This window comes from Ferroacidibacillus organovorans, assembly GCF_001516615.1.
In the GTDB taxonomy this organism is placed as follows: Bacteria; Bacillota; Bacilli; order Alicyclobacillales; family SLC66; genus Ferroacidibacillus; species Ferroacidibacillus ferrooxidans_B.
In genome coordinates this window covers 26,305-43,933 of the sequence record NZ_LPVJ01000011.1, presented here as the reverse complement: position 1 = coordinate 43,933, position 17,629 = coordinate 26,305, and the positions used below count along the sequence as shown (strand labels likewise).

The 17,629-nt window shown below is 50.9% G+C and carries 17 protein-coding genes, 3 tRNA genes, 1 pseudogene and 1 riboswitch; of the genes and pseudogenes, 6 read left to right on the top strand and 15 right to left on the bottom strand.

Annotated features, from left to right (window positions below; genetic code table 11):
* Positions 1-5: 5 nt before the first annotated feature.
* Both ATW55_RS04840 and ATW55_RS04835 read right to left on the bottom strand, forming a co-directional pair.
* Positions 6-686, bottom strand: a complete 681-nt coding sequence (locus ATW55_RS04840) for a response regulator transcription factor (RefSeq protein WP_067713275.1) — start codon at positions 684-686, stop codon at positions 6-8.
* Between the two features lie 143 nt (positions 687-829).
* Positions 830-1,096 (bottom strand): hypothetical protein, encoded by a 267-nt coding sequence (locus tag ATW55_RS04835; RefSeq protein WP_067713271.1) that lies wholly within the window; start codon positions 1,094-1,096, stop codon positions 830-832.
* Between the two features lie 127 nt (positions 1,097-1,223).
* Positions 1,224-1,309: riboswitch (ZMP/ZTP riboswitch) on the top strand.
* Positions 1,310-1,347: 38 nt separating this feature from the next.
* On the opposite strand from ATW55_RS04835, the gene purT reads away from it, so the two are divergent.
* Positions 1,348-2,526, top strand: a complete 1,179-nt coding sequence (gene purT / locus ATW55_RS04830; RefSeq protein ID WP_067713517.1) for a formate-dependent phosphoribosylglycinamide formyltransferase — start codon at positions 1,348-1,350, stop codon at positions 2,524-2,526.
* Positions 2,527-2,541: 15 nt separating this feature from the next.
* Here the strand turns inward: purT and ATW55_RS04825 are convergent, their stop codons facing one another.
* The gene (locus ATW55_RS04825; RefSeq protein WP_067713267.1) at positions 2,542-3,069 is read right to left on the bottom strand and encodes a transcription repressor NadR; all 528 of its coding nucleotides are present in this window, start codon (positions 3,067-3,069) and stop codon (positions 2,542-2,544) included.
* Between the two features lie 104 nt (positions 3,070-3,173).
* On the opposite strand from ATW55_RS04825, the gene ATW55_RS04820 reads away from it, so the two are divergent.
* The 4 genes from ATW55_RS04820 to ATW55_RS04805 all read left to right on the top strand — a co-directional run bounded on the left by ATW55_RS04820 (position 3,174) and on the right by ATW55_RS04805 (position 8,044).
* A complete protein-coding gene (locus tag ATW55_RS04820; RefSeq protein WP_067713265.1) occupies positions 3,174-3,794 on the top strand; it encodes a MarC family protein in 621 nt (206 codons plus the stop codon).
* Between the two features lie 3 nt (positions 3,795-3,797).
* Positions 3,798-5,024 carry an MFS transporter gene (locus tag ATW55_RS04815; RefSeq protein ID WP_067713263.1) on the top strand — a complete coding sequence of 409 codons (1,227 nt, stop codon included), beginning with the start codon at positions 3,798-3,800 and terminating at the stop codon, positions 5,022-5,024.
* Positions 5,025-5,144: 120 nt separating this feature from the next.
* Positions 5,145-7,106, top strand: coding sequence for an acetate--CoA ligase (acs, locus tag ATW55_RS04810; RefSeq protein WP_235587001.1), 1,962 nt, complete (start codon positions 5,145-5,147; stop codon positions 7,104-7,106).
* 53 nt (positions 7,107-7,159) lie between these two features.
* Entirely contained in the window at positions 7,160-8,044 is an 885-nt protein-coding gene (locus tag ATW55_RS04805) for a hypothetical protein (protein WP_067713258.1), read from the top strand.
* A gap of 408 nt (positions 8,045-8,452) precedes the next feature.
* Here the strand turns inward: ATW55_RS04805 and ATW55_RS04800 are convergent.
* The 10 genes and pseudogenes from ATW55_RS04800 to ATW55_RS04760 all read right to left on the bottom strand — a co-directional run bounded on the left by ATW55_RS04800 (position 8,453) and on the right by ATW55_RS04760 (position 15,425).
* A tRNA-Val gene (locus tag ATW55_RS04800) sits at positions 8,453-8,528 on the bottom strand.
* 14 nt (positions 8,529-8,542) lie between these two features.
* Positions 8,543-8,617: transfer RNA gene (locus ATW55_RS04795), tRNA-Glu, on the bottom strand.
* Between the two features lie 5 nt (positions 8,618-8,622).
* Positions 8,623-8,695, bottom strand: a tRNA-Lys gene (locus ATW55_RS04790).
* A gap of 79 nt (positions 8,696-8,774) precedes the next feature.
* Complete coding sequence (locus tag ATW55_RS04785; protein WP_067713255.1) at positions 8,775-10,058, bottom strand: adenylosuccinate synthase; 1,284 nt, start codon at positions 10,056-10,058, stop codon at positions 8,775-8,777.
* Between the two features lie 113 nt (positions 10,059-10,171).
* Complete coding sequence (locus ATW55_RS04780) at positions 10,172-10,726, bottom strand: hypothetical protein (RefSeq protein ID WP_067713253.1); 555 nt, start codon at positions 10,724-10,726, stop codon at positions 10,172-10,174.
* Positions 10,723-12,063: a replicative DNA helicase gene (dnaB, locus tag ATW55_RS04775; protein WP_067713250.1), complete on the bottom strand. Its 1,341-nt coding sequence runs from the start codon at positions 12,061-12,063 to the stop codon at positions 10,723-10,725. The genes ATW55_RS04780 and dnaB overlap by 4 nt, the downstream gene beginning before the upstream one ends.
* Before the next feature lie 44 nt (positions 12,064-12,107).
* Positions 12,108-14,021 (bottom strand): Lon family ATP-dependent protease, encoded by a 1,914-nt coding sequence (gene lonC / locus ATW55_RS04770; RefSeq protein WP_067713247.1) that lies wholly within the window; start codon positions 14,019-14,021, stop codon positions 12,108-12,110.
* Positions 14,022-14,034: 13 nt separating this feature from the next.
* Positions 14,035-14,388: pseudogene (gene rplI, locus ATW55_RS04765) on the bottom strand (50S ribosomal protein L9); the annotation flags it as partial.
* On the bottom strand, positions 14,339-14,482 hold the full coding sequence (locus ATW55_RS17100) for a hypothetical protein (RefSeq protein WP_336433212.1): 144 nt from the start codon (positions 14,480-14,482) through the stop codon (positions 14,339-14,341). The gene ATW55_RS17100 and the pseudogene rplI, both read right to left, overlap by 50 nt.
* 22 nt (positions 14,483-14,504) lie before the next feature.
* Positions 14,505-15,425, bottom strand: coding sequence for a DUF2232 domain-containing protein (locus tag ATW55_RS04760; protein ID WP_067713244.1), 921 nt, complete (start codon positions 15,423-15,425; stop codon positions 14,505-14,507).
* 161 nt (positions 15,426-15,586) lie between these two features.
* On the opposite strand from ATW55_RS04760, the gene ATW55_RS04755 reads away from it, so the two are divergent.
* Positions 15,587-16,816, top strand: a complete 1,230-nt coding sequence (locus tag ATW55_RS04755; protein ID WP_067713241.1) for a two-component system sensor histidine kinase NtrB — start codon at positions 15,587-15,589, stop codon at positions 16,814-16,816.
* Between the two features lie 71 nt (positions 16,817-16,887).
* Here the strand turns inward: ATW55_RS04755 and rpsR are convergent, their stop codons facing one another.
* Together rpsR and ATW55_RS04745 are read right to left on the bottom strand one after the other, a co-directional pair.
* The gene (rpsR, locus tag ATW55_RS04750; protein WP_067713236.1) at positions 16,888-17,118 is read right to left on the bottom strand and encodes a 30S ribosomal protein S18; all 231 of its coding nucleotides are present in this window, start codon (positions 17,116-17,118) and stop codon (positions 16,888-16,890) included.
* 47 nt (positions 17,119-17,165) lie between these two features.
* Entirely contained in the window at positions 17,166-17,624 is a 459-nt protein-coding gene (locus ATW55_RS04745; protein WP_067713233.1) for a single-stranded DNA-binding protein, read from the bottom strand.
* Positions 17,625-17,629 lie beyond the last annotated feature (5 nt).

The following is a 17,629-nucleotide window of genomic DNA, read 5'->3' as shown; positions in this document are numbered from 1 at the left end:
TGTTCTCATTCTTTCATCACATATCCCACACCGCGCACCGTATGGATGAGCGGCGTGGGAAACCCCTCATCCACTTTCGCGCGCAAGTAGCGAACATACACGTCTACTACATTGGTCTCCCCGGAAAAGTCGTACCCCCACACAGCATGAAGCAAATTATCGCGTGACAGCACATGGCCTTTGTTCTCAATCAAGTGGCGCAGCAAATCAAACTCGCGCGGTGTCAGACGAATCTCGACATCCCCCCGCTTCACATCCCGCGTCTCCTGATGAAGCGTCAGATCTCCAATGGAAAGTACGGTAAGCGCGTCTTGCGCATAATGCGCCCTCCTCAACAAACCGCGCATTCTAGCCATCAGTTCTTCGATTGCAAACGGCTTGATGAGATAATCGTCTGCGCCATAGTCAATCCCCGCCACACGATCTGAGATCCCACCTTTGGCTGTCAACATGATGATCGGGACCGTGCTTTCCAAACGTATCCTGCGGCATACCTCAAGCCCCGACATGCCCGGGAGCATGACATCCAAAAGCAACAAATCCCACGTTGCGTCAAGCGCCTTGCGCAACCCTTCGCGTCCGTCATTGGCCACTGTGACCTGATACCCCTCGTGTGTCAGCTCTAACTCGACAAATCCAGCGATTTCTTCGTCATCCTCAATGAGCAGCACTCGCTCTTTGCCCATTTCTACTCACCCCGAAACAAGTATAACAAAGGAAGACGGCCAGCGATGATGGAACTGATCCATACTCGCTGGCCGATCATCCAAAAAGGGCGTCCAACGTGTCCGCTCCCCCATCTTTCACAGCTAAATCAACGCAAAACGCGTTAGTTGTCTTTACCCATAGATAAGTCTGCACCGCCGAGCTTTGTTTGACCACCCACTTGATCCTGCACATTCGGCCCTTGGTCTACACCTTTGTCGGCGCGTTCGCCGTCTTCAGAACTTGCTGATACGGACGACGGAAGTGTCAAACTCTTCACTTGAGTCGCTTGGGGTGTCGTCGTGTTTTGCGTTGCGGCAAACGCAGAGACTTGCGACAAAAGCATTCCTGCCGTAGCGAGTGCGGCGCCGCCGATGATGAGCTTTTTCATGTGAACATTCCCTCCCGTTTCGGAATAAGCTCATTGTAGCCAAGCTTTTTTAATTCACACGGTGAGCGGGATGAACATCCCCCTAGAATTTGATGAGAAAAATCTCATTTCTTCATGTATACTAAGCGGGACGTCGCATGACTGGCGGAACGTAACGTGGAGTCACCACGATGGAGTGTGACGTTGATATCGCCGACCGCCTGGGCACAACTTCGGAGGTGCAACACCTCGAACCCACAGGAGGTTTTTTTATGTTCAGCCCACCCTTTTCCCAAAATGCCACGCGTGTCATGCTGCTTGGCTCTGGCGAGCTTGGAAAGGAAGTCATCCTCGAAGCACAGCGCTACGGTATCGAGACGATCGCCGTCGACCGCTATCCAAATGCACCCGCCATGCAAGTCGCGCACCACCGGCACGTGATCGACATGACAAATGCGGATGCATTGCGCGCGCTCATTCTCTCCGAAAAACCTGATTTGATCATACCTGAAATTGAAGCGATCTCGACAGATACCCTTGTTGCACTAGAGCAGGAAGGATTTCGCGTCATTCCCACAGCCACGGCGGCCAAGCTTACTATGGATCGTAAAGGAATCCGCACTCTCGTCGCAGAAGAGCTCGGCATTCCCACCGCACGCTACGAGTTTGCGACCGATTTCTCATCTTTTAAAGAAGCTGTTCACAAGATCGGTTTTCCCTGTGTCGTAAAACCGATTATGAGTTCATCTGGAAAGGGACAAAGCATCTGCCACTCTGCTGAAGAGATGGAGCAAGTGTGGGATTATGCAATGACCGCCGGACGCGTCAAAAGTGCAGAGGTGATCATCGAATCCTTTATTCCTTTCGAATCGGAGATTACGTTGCTCGCCGTCCGCTCAACATCCGGTACGCTATTTTGCCCGCCCATTGGCCATCGGCAGCAGGATGGCGACTATATCGAATCCTGGCAACCTCACGCGATGAACCCGCAACAACTTGAAAAGGCACAGGAGATCGCAAAATGCGTCACAGATCGTCTCGGCGGTTACGGCGTTTTTGGCGTCGAGCTCTTCCTCACCCCGAACGAGGTCTATTTCAGCGAGGTTTCCCCGCGACCGCACGATACGGGTATGGTGACGATGATCACGCAAAATCTGTCTGAATTTGCGCTGCACGTCCGCGCCGTTCTCGGATTCCCCATTCCTGAGATTCAACTGCTCACACCTGGCGCTTCTCATGTGCTTAAAGCGGACGACGACGCACCCGCGTATCGTATCGAGGGGGTTGCCGACGCTCTCTCATATCCACGCACCCAAGTGCGGCTGTTCGGAAAACCGACCATCACCAAAGGAAGGCGTATCGCGGTAGCCCTCAGTAGCGATCCCGATGTGACAAAGGCGCGTCAAACGGCCAAGGCGGCTGCATCCTGCCTGCGCACCGTGGCCGAATAAAAGCGGTTTTATCACTCACACATCATCGACGTGGATTCCTTCTGCGCGCAGTTTCGCGATCGCCTCTTCAACATGCCGCATCTCGCGGTAGGCGATCGTGTGGTAGTGCGATCCACCTGTTATAGAAGACAGAAGCGGCGCATCCAGTCGCTGCACTTGTTCAAGGAATAGATCGACGTCCCGGCGCGACGCCAAACGCAGCGCGCCGGACAAGATTCCATAGATGGGATGTTCCACTTGTACATCCATCACATAAAGCCCAAAATCAACCATTGTATAGAGTTCCAAGGCTGTTTGCTCAGGGGTGTGGTTTACCCCGAGCACAGTTTGTGAACGCCCTGATTCGCGCTGCTGATAAATGTACCCTTGTGGTGTCGACAAAATGGGCACACCCGCCGCGCGCATAAGTGCGATATCGTGCACGACCACTTGGCGTGTCACACCAAGAAAACGCGCCAACTGTGCGCCAGAAAGCGGACTTTTCGCTTGTCGCACAAGGTCTAAAAGCATGTCCTGGCGGCGCGCGCGCTCTTGACCGTCCATCCGCCCACCGCCTCACTCTCACGATTTCACGCATTTGCCTGATGTCCTATACTATACATGTTCCAAATGAGTCGAACACCATCAAACAGGAATGAGGATTTTCCATGCTTTCTTACTTAATTCATGCGATCGTATCGCTCATTGCGGTAATGAACCCGCTAGGAATACTCCCCACCTACCTGGCCCTCACTTCTGACGCCTCCTCTGGCGAGCGTCGGCGTATCGCCAAACGGGCTGTCATCAACGCCTTTGTGATCCTCATCATCTTTTTGCTGATTGGCCATGACGTTCTCGCGTTTTTTGGAATCACGATTCAAGCCTTTCAAATCGCCGGAGGCATTCTGCTTTTTGGCATCGCCTACCGTTTGCTCAACGCGACGCCTTCGTACGTCCAGTCTCCCCGCGAAGATGAGTCAAACCCAAAGCATGATATTACGCTGACGCCGCTCGCCCTGCCGATCATGGCAGGCCCTGGCACGATCACAACCGTGATGGCGCTAAGCGTTGGTCCAGACTTGGTTATGCATACAACAGCTGTGTTTTTCGGTGTCGTCATCGTTTTGCTGACATGTTATGCCTTGTTCTACTACGCATCATGGATCACCGGGCGAATCAGCCACACTGCGCTCAATGCAATCACACGTCTCATGGGCTTTATCCTCTCCATTATCGCGGTCCAAATGGCATTGACCGGACTCCACACCGTGTTCCCGGGATGGAGTTGAGAAATGCATAAGATGCCCCCTCAATCTGAACCAGCCCATCCGTTATCAAAACAAGTCGTCTTTGTTCTCGCTCTCGCAAGCGGAGTCACCGTTGCCAACCTGTACTACAATCAACCGCTTTTGGCACAGATTGTGCACGCCTTTCACGCGCCTGAGCAACAAGGTGGTATCCTGTCCATGTGCACTCAAATTGGCTATGCGATTGGACTCTTCTTTTTTGTGCCTCTCGGAGATATGAAAGAGCGCAGGCGCCTGATCCTGGTCCTGCTTGCCTTGGCGGCTATCTCCCTGATTGGCGTAGCAACCGCGCAGAACATCGCGTGGATGGATGCCACCAGCCTTGCCGTTGGCATCACATCGATCGCCCCCCAGTTGCTCATCCCACTCGCCGCGCAACTCGCTGCGCCAAACGAGCGCGGCAAAGTCATCGGCAGCGTCATGAGCGGTCTGCTCATTGGCATTCTGCTCGCGCGCACAGCATCCGGATGGATTGGCGGCGACTTTGGCTGGCGTGCCATGTACTGGATCGCCGCACTGATGATGGTGATCCTAAGCGTCCTCTTGCGATTGTTGCTCCCGCAAACCTTCCCGGAGCAAACGGTCACTTATCGCGAATTGTTTATGTCCGCCGGCCGATTGATTCGAGAGCAGCCCACCCTGCGTGAAACATCCCTTCTCGGCGCCACCCTATTCGGCGGATTCAGCCTTTTCTGGACAACGCTCACTTTTTTTATTGAACAACCGCCCTATCACTATGGAAGCCAGATTGCCGGACTTTTTGGGCTTGTCGGTGTGGCTGGCGCCGGCGCCGCTCGCTTTGCGGGACGCTTGGCGGACCGCATGCCCGCGCAGATCTTGTCTGGCTTCGCACTTGCTACGGTGCTTCTCTCATTTCTCTGTTTTTGGATTTTCGGCTCACACCTAGTCGGACTCATTCTCGGCATTGTACTGCTTGATCTCGGCACACAAGCCGGGCACATTCTAAATCAGAGCCGCATCTTCAACCTCTTGCCAGAAGCGCGAAACCGATTGAACATGGTATACATGGTGGCCTATTTCCTCGGCGGTTCCATCAGTTCTGCCATCGGCAGCTTCGTTTGGTCTGCGTGGAGATGGAACGGGGTCTGCGCATTTGGGTGCATACTTGTCGCAACGGGGTTCTCTGTGTGGGGAACCTATCGTATAAAGTCAGTACGCATCTCTTCTGCAAACGACGAACCTTCGGCATAAGGGTATTTTATCCAATCCCCTTCAGTTTGACCCCAATCCACACTCTATTGTTCTTGCGTAAGTCCTGGCGTACTATGGAGAAAACGCATACATGTTGAAAGAAACAAAGGAGGAAGAATGATGGATGCGCCCAATGGGGTAGATTTTATTCAGAAAAGCAAGTCATTTCGTCCGCCCTCTTCCTATGTCGAACAGTCTTACATCACAAGTGCTGACATGTACAGCGAAATATACCGCGCATCCATCGAAGACCCTGTAGCATTCTGGAGTGATATCGCTGACGAATTGGATTGGGTTCATCGCGAACAAACAGTTATCGAGGGAAGCCTGCCCGATTTTCGCTTCTTCCCTGGTAGCCAGATCAACGTAAGCCTGAACTGCGTGGATCGTCACGCAAACAATCCGCTGCGTCGCAACAAAGTGGCCTTTTTCTTTGAAGGAGAGAACGGTGAAACGCGATCTCTGACTTACCTGCAACTGCACCGCAATGTGCAAAAGTTTGCGAATGTCCTTCACAACTTTGGTCTTGCAAAGGGCGACGTCGTCAGTGTCTACATGCAAAACCTCCCGGAAACGTATATCGTCCTGCTCGCGTGCCTCCGCATGGGCATTATTTACAATACGGTGTTTGCAGGATTTTCACCTGAAGCCCTCCGTGAACGCATCGTCACGTCAAACGCAAAAGCCGTTATTTGCTCAAATGGCAGTTATCGCAGAGGGAAAGTGTTGGCTTTGAAGGAAACTGTGGATGCCGCCCTTCAGGGTGAACACGCCGTCAGGCACGTCATCGTATTCAATCGAATTGCCGATCTGGCCACACCCATGGTACAGGGCAGGGATTATGACTACACCGAATTGATGCGAACAGCCCCTGCAACCTGTGACGCCGTGCCGCTAGACTGCAACGATCCCGGACTGCTTATTTTCACAAGCGGAACCAGCGGTAAACCAAAAGGGATTGTTCATGCCGGCGGTGGATTTCTGCTTGGGACATACGCTTATTCTAAATATCAACTCGACCTGCGCGACGAGGATGTGTACTGGAACACAGCCGATATCGGTTGGCTGACAGCCCATATCTTTGTCCTCGTGGGCGGATTGGCGCTCGGCGTCACGAACGTCATCTACGAAGGCGCCATCGACCATCCGCATCAAGGCCGCTTATACGAAATCGTGGAGCGCTACCAGATCAACAAATTATTCTCTGCACCGACGGCATTCCGCATGCTTATGAAGTATGGGGAAGCCTTGGCACAAACGTATGATCTCTCGTCCATCCGCCTGATTGCCTCTGTCGGAGAGCCGCTTAATCCAGAAGCCTGGAACTGGGTGTACCGCGTTGTCGGAGGAGGACACGCCGTCATCAACAACACCTGGGGACAGACGGAGACCGGCGGTACACCACTGGCCTCGCTGCCCGGCGCGACGGCGATGAAACCCGGATCGTGCGGCGTACCATTTTTCGGCCACAGCCTTGACGTCGTGGATCATGAGGGACGTCCCGTGAAGGACGGAACGCCTGGCTTACTGATCATCCGAACCCCGTTTCCCACTCTGGCGCGCGATGTGTTTGGCAACCGCAACCGCTATTTACAGAACTACTTTGAGCAAATACCTGGTGCCTACATCACCGGCGACAGCGCCATACGCGACCACGATGGGCACTACTGGGTGTTGGGGAGGGTCGATGATGTCATCAACGTCGCCGGACATCGCATCAGTACCATGGAGATGGAGAGTTCTCTCATTCAACACGAATCCGTTGTCGAAGCTGCTGTGGTAGCTCAACCGGATGCGATAAAGGGGACTGTTCCGGTTGCGTTTGTCACGATCGACAACCGGGTTTTACCCGATGATGGGCTGGCCAAAGCATTACAACTCAAAGTCATCGAAGATATTGGCTCATTTGCCAAACCGGAACGCATTCATTTTGTGAGTGTGATGCCAAAGACGCGATCGGGGAAAATCATGCGCAGAATGCTGCGCGAGGTGCTTGAGGGTAGCGTGATTCAGGGCGATATCACTGGACTCGAAGACAGTGACGCACTCACCATGCTCATCTCGGAAGTGCAAGACTCATAATGCTTTTCGCAAAATGGACCCTATCTGCGGATGCGTGAAGGAGGTAGTGACACTTGAATTGGCGTATAAACACGTACCAGATCGGTTCGGAGGCGGCGATTCGTGAGGAAATTCTCCACACTTGCGATCGCGCCCAAATCGGCGAGATCCTGATCTTTCCGGAGTATGCGGCATATACCGCTGAAGAGTCAGAACGCACACTCGACGCACTCATAAAAAAAGCGCGGGAAAAGCGCGTGACGATCGTCACAACGCTAAACCTCGCTACTTCCCTGTTGCCACACAGCAAACCGAACCATCGTTACAACGCGCTCACACTCATTACACCACAGGGCGAGTTGCATGTGCCTGCAGCAAAAACCACGCCACAGTCATTTGAAATGGTGCAGTATTCTGCGCGCTTTCCCAAAATCAATGTTACACCGTACGACTTTATACGCCGCGTCACGTTGATGCAGGGCGATGAGACAAAAACCTGTGTGTTCTCCGTCTGTTCAGATTTGTACGTGCTGCTATTTGGAGGAACTGACTTCAATGATTTGCAGGCTGACATCGGAATCTTCCCAGGAAATTTCGGCCGGGGAGCGGAACGCGCCGCACGTCGTGTCATTGAACGCCTGCGGACGGCCGGCGTCTTTACAGAGACGATCTTCTGCAATCCCGTGCAATTGACAAAAAAGCCGGACCAATTACCGATTGTGTTGCCGGCAACAGATCATGACTTGCGAACAGCACCGGCGGTCCCGCTCACCGATGCCGAACGCATCAAACTGTTTCGGGAAAATGTCCTCTTGTATGTCGATGAAACGGTGGAGCACTTTGTATCCATGGCTGAATTGACTCCCATGCATAACGGCCGCCTCACAATACCGATGAGCCTGATTGACGCATCGCCTACTCTGGAGTACGATGACACGCCAATCAATCTCAACCCATAGGGCACCAACCGAACCCAATCTTTTTTCCTCTCATAAGCCTTGGGCAATTCCATTCACAAATGCGTCTAAAATCATCAAGCGTATGCAGACCCGTGTTATCCAAGTCACTATTTAGGGACTGCTGAACGGGGACAAAACGGCCAACCCGGTTTCCTCACTGATAATCAGAAAGACCGCTGTTCAAGCGTTTAATTTGATGTAAAAGTCCTTTTTCGCAAGGCAACAGAGAGGTAAACATCAAGGCCATCAGCGAACGATTAGGTCATGCTACCACGAGCATGACGCTCAATCGACCCCTTCCTACGATTTCGTTTTTGTCCAAAAAGAAACTAGTCCAAAACAGAAAATCGGACTGCATACCCTGTGGGGGTACAGTCCGATTTTCCTTGATCGATCAAGGCTTTTTCATGGTGGGCGATGACGGGCTCGAACCGCCGACCCCCTGCTTGTAAGGCAGGTGCTCTCCCAGCTGAGCTAATCGCCCGTGCGAGAATTAAATGGTGACCCCAAGGGGATTCGAACCCCTGTTCCCGCCGTGAAAGGGCGGTGTCTTAACCGCTTGACCATGGGGCCAACGATGAGCCATGCTGGACTCGAACCAGCGACACCCTGATTAAAAGTCAGGTGCTCTACCGACTGAGCTAATGGCTCAAGAATCAACGGTCATCAATATACCATGATTGAATGCTCAATGCAAGTCATAATTGATGACCGCGATAAGCTTTTCAAACTAAAAAACCTGCTTCATTTGTACGATTTGATCGCGATCCGCGCCTGTGCCAAACAAAGAGATTGGCGCCCCCGTCAGTTCTGACAGTCGATTGAGATAGTTCTGCGCCTCTTTCGGCAATTCCTCAAAGTTTCGTACGTTTGATATGTCAGACTTCCAACCCGGCAGTGATTCATAGATCGGTTTGCACTCGCTTAACTGTTTAATGCTCGCAGGAACAGCGTCCAGTCTCTGACCTTTCCAGTCATACGCCACACAAACGCGCAATTCATCCAGCCCTGACAGAATGTCAAGCTTAGTGACTGCGATGCTGTCAAGACCACTTACTCGCCGCGCATGCCGTGTCACGACGCCGTCAAACCAGCCAACGCGACGCGGTCGCCCCGTCGTCACACCGTATTCATGCCCCACTTCGCGAATGTGGTCACCAAGCGCGTCGGTAAGCTCACTAACGAACGGACCCTCTCCAACGCGCGTTGTATACGCTTTTACCACGCCGATCACCTGATCGATCTCTGTTGGGCCAACCCCAGAACCAATACACACGCCACCCGCCACTGGATTTGACGCAGTAACATACGGATACGTTCCGTGGTCGAGATCGAGCATCGTTGCCTGGGCTCCCTCGAATAAAACATCTTGCCCTTTTAGAATTGCATCTTCCAGCACCACAGATGTATCCGTCACAAATGGTCGAATCAATTCGGCCAAAGGCAAGTAGGCATCCATGATCTCTTCAGCAGTGAATCCATCCGCCTCATAATAACGTTCAAACAAGCGATTCTTCTCCAGAAGATTCCGCTCGACCATTGCGCGAAAAACGTCTCGATCAAGTAGATCCACAACGCGAATACCAATCCGCGCCGCCTTATCCATATAGGCAGGTCCGATGCCCTTTCGCGTTGTGCCAATTTTACTTGCACCTTTGCGCTCTTCTTCGAGTTCATCTAGTCGGATATGATACGGCATTACGACATGCGCACGATCACTGATGACAAGTTTCCCAAGTTTCACATCTAACGTTTTAAGATAATCCATCTCTTCAATAAGCGCGCGTGGATCGACAACCATGCCATTGCCAATCACACACACTTTATTTTCATAGAGAATTCCGGATGGTAAGAGGTGTAGATCAAATTTTTGATCGCCAAGCCGAATCCGATGTCCCGCGTTGTTTCCACCCTGGTAGCGCGCGACAACATTCGCCTTTTCTGCGAGATAGTCTGTAATCTTGCCTTTCCCTTCATCGCCCCACTGTGTTCCAACCACAACCACTGTGGACATGCATCATCTCTCCCTTAACGGGAATTTTATTCATCGATAAAATCCCCACAAGAGTGTAGCAACGCAATCCTCTTTAGTCAACGAAAATCCTTGAAAATCCTAAAGAAGATCCGCTATGATCTTTGAAAAATCCACAAAATTTCGTTGGGGTTTCTTACGATCTCTGCATAGATCCCCAATTGTTGTTCTAAATTGGACATCGTATCCCCTCCTGTACCGCTTAGGTACGCAGAAAGAGAGAAGTAAGGTGGTCCAAACCACCAGGACTTCAAAACGATGTAAGCGCGGGCGTGCAAGAGAATCCCTTGCCTGAAAAATTCAGGAATATGTGTGACCACAGCAAATTTAGCCCAAAAAGAAACAACTGCGATGACAACGATCAGAGTGATCGTCACAGAAGTTTGTATCAAATACTTTTTAAAAAGAAGTAACCTTCGGATACGCAATCGCCGCTTGCGGCGCCGTGCCCCAGAGCGGCTTGCCTTCTTTTTTTGACGCGGTGTTGCAAAGGATTTGCGAAGTTTGTTCTGTACCTTATTGCGCGGCGCAGGTTGAAGCGGACTGAACAGCCACTTTAGGATAAACAATGGCGTGATACGTTCTTTGGGGTGTGCTTCCTTCCGGGAACGTCGAAGGTGCGAATCAGGATCCTCAATCGTTGGATTCACCGCACGTCACGCTCCAACGACACAAATTTGTTATAGTTTTTAAGAAATACAAGATCCACTTTTCCTGTCGGTCCATTACGCTGTTTGCCTATGATGACTTCGACAATGTTCTTTTTCTCCGACTCCGGATCGTAATAATCGTCACGGTATAAAAACGCAACAACGTCCGCGTCTTGCTCAATGCTTCCTGACTCCCGAATATCTGATAACATGGGGCGCTTGTCCTGGCGCTGTTCAACAGAGCGACTCAATTGGGAGAGTGCAATCATTGGCACAGAGAGTTCTCGCGCCAGTTGCTTGAGACTCCTTGATATCTCGGAGATTTCTTGCTGTCGATTGTCCGATCTGCCCTTACCCGAGATAAGTTGAAGATAATCGATCACGACGAGTCCCAATCCCGACTCCGCCTTCAATCGGCGCAGACGCGATCGCATTTCGGCAAGCGTGACTCCTGCGCTGTCATCGATAAAAATTGGTGACTCCGAGAGCGAACTCATCCCAAGTGATAATTTTGCCCAGTCGTCATCAGCGAGTTGCCCTGTGCGCAACACATTCGCGTCGATATTCGCTTCTGCACAGATCATCCTTTGCACCAATTGCTCTTTGGACATCTCCAAACTGAAAATGGCTACAGGCATTTTTGCTCGCACCGCCACATTCTGAGCGATATTAAGCGCAAAAGCTGTCTTACCTACAGATGGCCGTGCCGCGATAATAATGAGATCGGAAGGCTGAAATCCCGAAGTCATGCGATCCAAGTCGCCGTATCCAGAGGGTACCCCCGTCACCCCACCGCGATTGTTATAGAGAAACTCGATGCGCTCATATGCGTTTTCAAGAACTTCCCGAATGGCCGTGAATCCACGATCCGTACGTTCTGATGCGAGCGCGAGGATGCGTCGTTCCGCCGTATCGAGCAGGGTGCCTACGTCTTCACTACCATCGTAACCTGAAGCAGCAATTTGAGTCGACACTTGAATCAAGCGACGCATGAGTGCACGGTCTGCGACAATTTGTGCGTGATACTCTGCATTCGCCGCTGTAGGAACCGACCGCGCGAGAGCAAGCAAGTAGTCGAGACCACCGGATTCCTCAAGTTTTCCAACCTCTTGCAATCGCGACGTCAGCGTCACCAAATCAACAGGATCACCTTTTTCGGCAATCTCAAGCGCGATGCCAAACAGAATTTGATGCGAGCCGCGATAAAAGTCCTCTGGGCGCAATCTTTCCGCAAGCGAAGAGAGAATGTCCGGAGCAATCAGGAGTGCACCCAAAACAGCCTGCTCTGCCTCAACACTCTGAGGTGGAATGCGTTCTGCAACCGCTTCAAGTTCCATGGATCCACCGGCCTTTTAATCTTACATGATAAGAATTATCGCATTTATTTAGCAACCTTCGGGAAAAACTCCGTTAGAATATCTCGCACATGGCTCACAAATCGAACATTTTCAGACAAATCTTTGGCGATCTCCAATCGATTCTCCGACGGTATATAGAGTGTTCGCACCCCGGCGTGACGCGCCCCATTTAACTTTTCCGGTACGCCGCCTACCGCCTTGATCTCTCCACGAATTGAAAGCTCCCCTGTAAACGCGACATCTTGCGGGATCGCTGTATCCGTCAAAACACTCATTAGAACGACAAAAAAGGCGAGTCCAGCCGATGGGCCATCCACAATGCCACCGCCCACCACGTTTACGTGAAGATCGTAATGCGCCGCCGCTTCACCAAATACGCGCCGCACATTCGTCAGCGCATTTTGTAGCGCATCTTTTGTCATGAGACCGGCCCGATCATTGACGCGAGCCTCTCCTCGGTGCGGTTCGCGTGCCGGAAACACAGCCGCTTCAATCTCAATCAAGCGACCGACGTACTGATGGACGCCAAGCGCAAAAACGCGGCCAATCTCACTCGAAGACAGCAAGGGAACTTGACCTTCTGACGCCATTCGGTTGACACGCAGTACACTCTGGACGTCACTAAGCGCAATCTCAGGGCTATCCGCCCCTGTCCGTAAAGAAGCGAGCGCATACGCGTCACCGAGTAACCCCACCGCTTTCCTGCCATTCGGAGCACTCTGGCTAATTTTTGTCGCGGCATCTGGTTCAAGCGTGGTTCCAAGTTGCTCTGCGCTCTGTTTCACAATGAGCGCAAGATCTTCTGTGGTCAATGCGTCAAAAAAGATCTCTGCACAGCGCGAGCGCAGCGCAGGATTGATTTCCTCAGGCTGGCGCGTCGTGGCGCCAATCAAAATAAAATCTGCCGGGGCTCCCTCTTCAAAAAGCCTTTTTATATAAAGTGGAACCGCCGAATCTGCTGCATCATAGTACGCGGATTGAAAAGATACCTTTTTATCTTCCAATACTTTTAATAGCTTCAACTGAGTATGCGGTTCCATCTCACCGATCTCATCAATGAATAGGACACCGCCGTGCGCTTCACTGACAGCGCCAAGCTTCGGCTCTGGCACGCCACTTCCCGCAAAATCATGTCGTGTACCCTGATAAATCGGATCCTGGACAAACCCTAGAAGCGGATCTGTCGCGTCGCGCTGGTTACCGCGTAGCGATGTGGCGTCAAGCTCCACAAACGGACTGTCTTCATAAAATCGACTGCGACGATAATTTGCAGCCTCTCGCATAACAAGGCGCGCGACGGTCGTTTTCCCTACCCCCGGCGGTCCGTACAGCAAGACGTGTTGCGGCCACGGTGAGCACATTTTTGCGAGCAGCGAGCGAATCGCGTCGCGTTGACCTACGATCTGCTCCAACCGGCTAGGCCGCATCGCACTAAAAAGCGAATGGCCCATCGACTGCCGCGCCATTTTCTCAAGCCGTCCATACATGCGCAAACTGTGTGGACTCTCTGCACTCTTGTTTTTTAGAAGGATTTCCTTGCGTATCTGTTCAAGGTACTCGAGGTGCCTTCTCTCAAGCTCACTGGCGACTTTCTCATCCAACTGCTCGTCCAGTTTTTTTCTCGCGGCCTGCTCCACCAGCTTTTCCTCAATCGCCCCCAGCATCGCAGGTAGCACCGCAAAATCGCGCTGGCTGCCTCGCAAAGAGGGATCCTTCTGAAAAAAAAGTTGGTAGAATGCGCTCACCCTTTGCTCAAGATGTGTTGAGCGCATCTTTTCCTCCAACTGATAGTGACGGATCAAAGCATCCCACGCCTCTTTGCCATAGAGACGTTCAGCAAAGATCAATAAAGAATTCAAACGATCACGCAACGCCATAGATTCATGCGCTGCTTGTTCAACGATTACAGAGTCTTTGTGAGATCGTTTTTGTTGCATGCGACAACTAGCCTCACTTTGTAGGATGGACAACCACTTTTACCTTTGCTGTCACATCGTGATGAAGACGCACAGGCACTTCTGATTCACCAACGTGTCGTATAGCATCATGCAACACAATTTTTTTCTTGTCGATGTCAAATCCTGCTTCATGAAGCGCATCGGCGATCTGTTTGGAAGTGATTGCCCCGAAGGTTTTTCCACCCTCTCCAGTCTTCACATGAAGCGTCACGGTATGTTCCGCTATTTTTTTAGCGAGATCACGGGCTGCGGCAACTGCCTGTTCCTCTCTTCTTTGATCCGCCAGACGCTGCTGTTCAAGTTCTTTTAACACCTCTGGGGTTACAACTTTTGCTAGGTTTCTTGGAAATAAAAAGTTCCTGGCAAAACCCTCTGAAACGTTTTTTTACTTCTCCCTTTAATCCCTGTTTCGGAACATCCTGCAAAAAGACAACCTTCATTTGTTGATCCCCTTTTCATTGATCAGGATTTTGTAAACCTTTGCATCCACTTGCGTACAGAAGTGATTTGGTCGATCGCCCCCAGAAAAATAACTGCATCCAACACCACCGGAATCATGAGCAGAAGTAGCAAAAGAAAGGTTGCAAAAACACCGATCTTACGTCGAGAGAGCATCCACCACACCAAGGATATCGCTTGAATCACAAGCAAGAACGCGCTGATCATCCATACATTATTGACCAATTGCCAATAAACGGTTTGCTTTGCGCCAAGCCCCAGTGCGACAAGAAGAAATGAGACGACAAAGATCGGGAGAATCGATCGCGGAAATCGAATTGATCGAAAAAAAGGTTGAACCGTTCTCCCCTCACGGCGATGGACTGCGCGAACAATAATTAAGCTCACCATCGGAATGCTCACGGCAAACATAACCATAAGGCTTGGCAGCAACAGTTGAACTTCAGCCATCAACTGCACAAGCAAGTCACTCGCGGAGAGATTCGCAACTTGTGCCATCTGTGGGTTGGCCTGAATAGAAGTTTGAAGTTGCTGTTTCAGCGCACCTAAAAAAGAATTGCCGGATAATGACGCCAACACAAAACCGCTTAAAAAGAATGCCACCATGAGCAGCGAAGATTGAATAATGGCTGAGGCAATCGTTTGTTTGCGCAATCCTTGTGTCAAAAGATACGCTAGGCCCCCCACAGCGAGACAAAGCAGCAACATGCTCAACCAACCAGCAGTCAAAAAGGAGAAAAGAAACGCAGTAGCGAGAGCTCCTATAGCCCTCTTTGTGTACCCCGCTTCCATGAGGTAGATTATTGGCGCAGGAATCACAAGCAAGGCTAAACTTGAAAGCCCTGTAAAAACGGCGATTCCTAACAACAAAAAAAACAAGGTGCTCGCAATAACCGCACGCCGATTGGCATCATTCAGATACATCACCACAGATCTTTTCGATTTGGTTATCCATCTATTTTACATGGTGTGTCGCGTTTCCTCCACCACGTTTCATGAAATCTCATAAATGAAAGATTCCCTGAATTGTAATTCCTATCTCCTGCGATTAGACTTGTATAAAATGGTAAAGGGTGTTGTTTTGCATGCGTCCAGAACGCTTTTCACGACGCGCATCTGCACTATCGATCCTTTTGATCCTTGGCGCAGTCCTTGTCGTCATAAAAGGCTTTCATCAACTCGCCATCACTTCTCTTTCCATCATTGGCGCACTTGAAGGAATCGTTCTACTGCGTACATTCCTGCGCCCTACGGTGGTTTGCTCAGATGAGATGCGAATGATTCATGACGCACCTTTTGGTATGCTTTTTGTAGATAAAAAAAATGTAATTCAGCTTTGCAATGATGCATGCTCTTTGATGCTGGGATTGGAAAAACAACAGATCCTTGGCAATACAGTTTGCGACCTCTGTAGCGTCCTAAAGATTGCTCTAGATGAATTTGAAGAGTCAGCGGAAGGTTCCATCCGCGAGCGAGTGATCCGAAACATCGAACTTGAATTTATCCATCCGCAAACTAAAAACGCACAAATCTTGCTGGTTCACCTTACGCGTGTATCTGATCACAGGACAGATCAGCATCTCGGCTATAATATTTATTTTGAAGATGTAACGGCGCGCACCTTGTGGGAACGCCACACCTTGCAAAACGAGAAACGATTGCATGTTGCAGAAATGGCAGCAACGGCGGCGCACGAAATACGCAATCCACTAACAACTGTGCGCGGGTTTCTCCAGATCCAACAGAAGCGACACCCTGCCACAAACGGCAATCGCGATCTTTACAAGATCATGATTGAGGAATTGGATCGCGTTAATACCCTCATCACCGAGTACATGACCTATGCGCGATCCCCAGTACACAGTGATTTCGTTGTCATTAATATGCGCAGTCTCATTCTAGACGCACTCTGTTCAAGTCGAGCAGAATCATCCAAACCGGCGATAGATGTGGTATGTGATTCACTTGACACATCCTATGTGCAAGGCAACCCGGAAGATTTAAAGCAGGTGATTCTTCATCTTCTTCAAAATGCGCGAGATGCAAGCCCTTTAGGGCAACCCATCGAGGTGCGCGGAATGCAGTGCGAAAATGTCTATCGAGTTGAGATCATCGATCACGGTGAAGGCATCTCAGACCTTTCATTTTCCCATATGTTCGATCCATTCTTCACCACAAAGAAAACTGGATCTGGCCTTGGACTCTCCCTCTCAAAAAACATCGTCAACCTGCACGCTGGGACTCTGACTGCATGCCGTGACGAAAATGGCACCCACTTCATCATGGAACTGCCACTCACACCGTGTGAAGCATAACACAAACAAGGGCGGTAGACGTCTTAAAACGCCTCCCACCCTTGTTTGCCAACTATGCGACACTCTCGTTTTTATTCCGTTGTATAAGGCAACAACGCGACCTGACGAGCTCGCTTAATCGCAACCGTAACTTGACGCTGGTGTCCAGCGCAGTTTCCCGAGATGCGACGCGGAAGAATTTTACCCCGCTCTGTGAGATATTTCGCGAGTCTTGGAGACTCTTTATAATCCACGACGGCAATCTTATCGACGCAAAATTGGCAAACGCGTTTACGCTTTCCACCACGACCCTTACGTGCCATGCTGCTCACCTCCATCCTCAAAAGTACACTTGGGCACTACACGCGATCTAGAACGGTAGATCATCATCCACGATATCAATCGAGTGTCCATCATCCGCAAACGGATCATCCTGATAGCGCGACTCACTCATCGAGCGTGATCCTTCACTCCGTGTCTGAGTTCCAGTTGAAGTAGCAGGCGATGCATCGCCACGATCCAAGAAACGAACGTTATCAGCGATGACTTCGGCCACGCGCACTTTCTGTCCCTCACGGTTTTCATATTGACGAATTTGTAAACGTCCTTCAACCGCAGCCATTCGACCTTTGCGCAAATATTGCGCACAAAGTTCGCCAAGCTTTTGCCAGACGACAATATTAATAAAATCTGCTTCACGTTCCCCAGCTTGGTTTGCCCGCTGACGGTCAACGGCAAGCGAGAATGACGCGACGGCAGTTCCTGTCGCTGTATAGCGAAGTTCAGGGTCTTGCGTGAGTCTACCTATGAGAATAATCCGGTTGAGCATCGTAT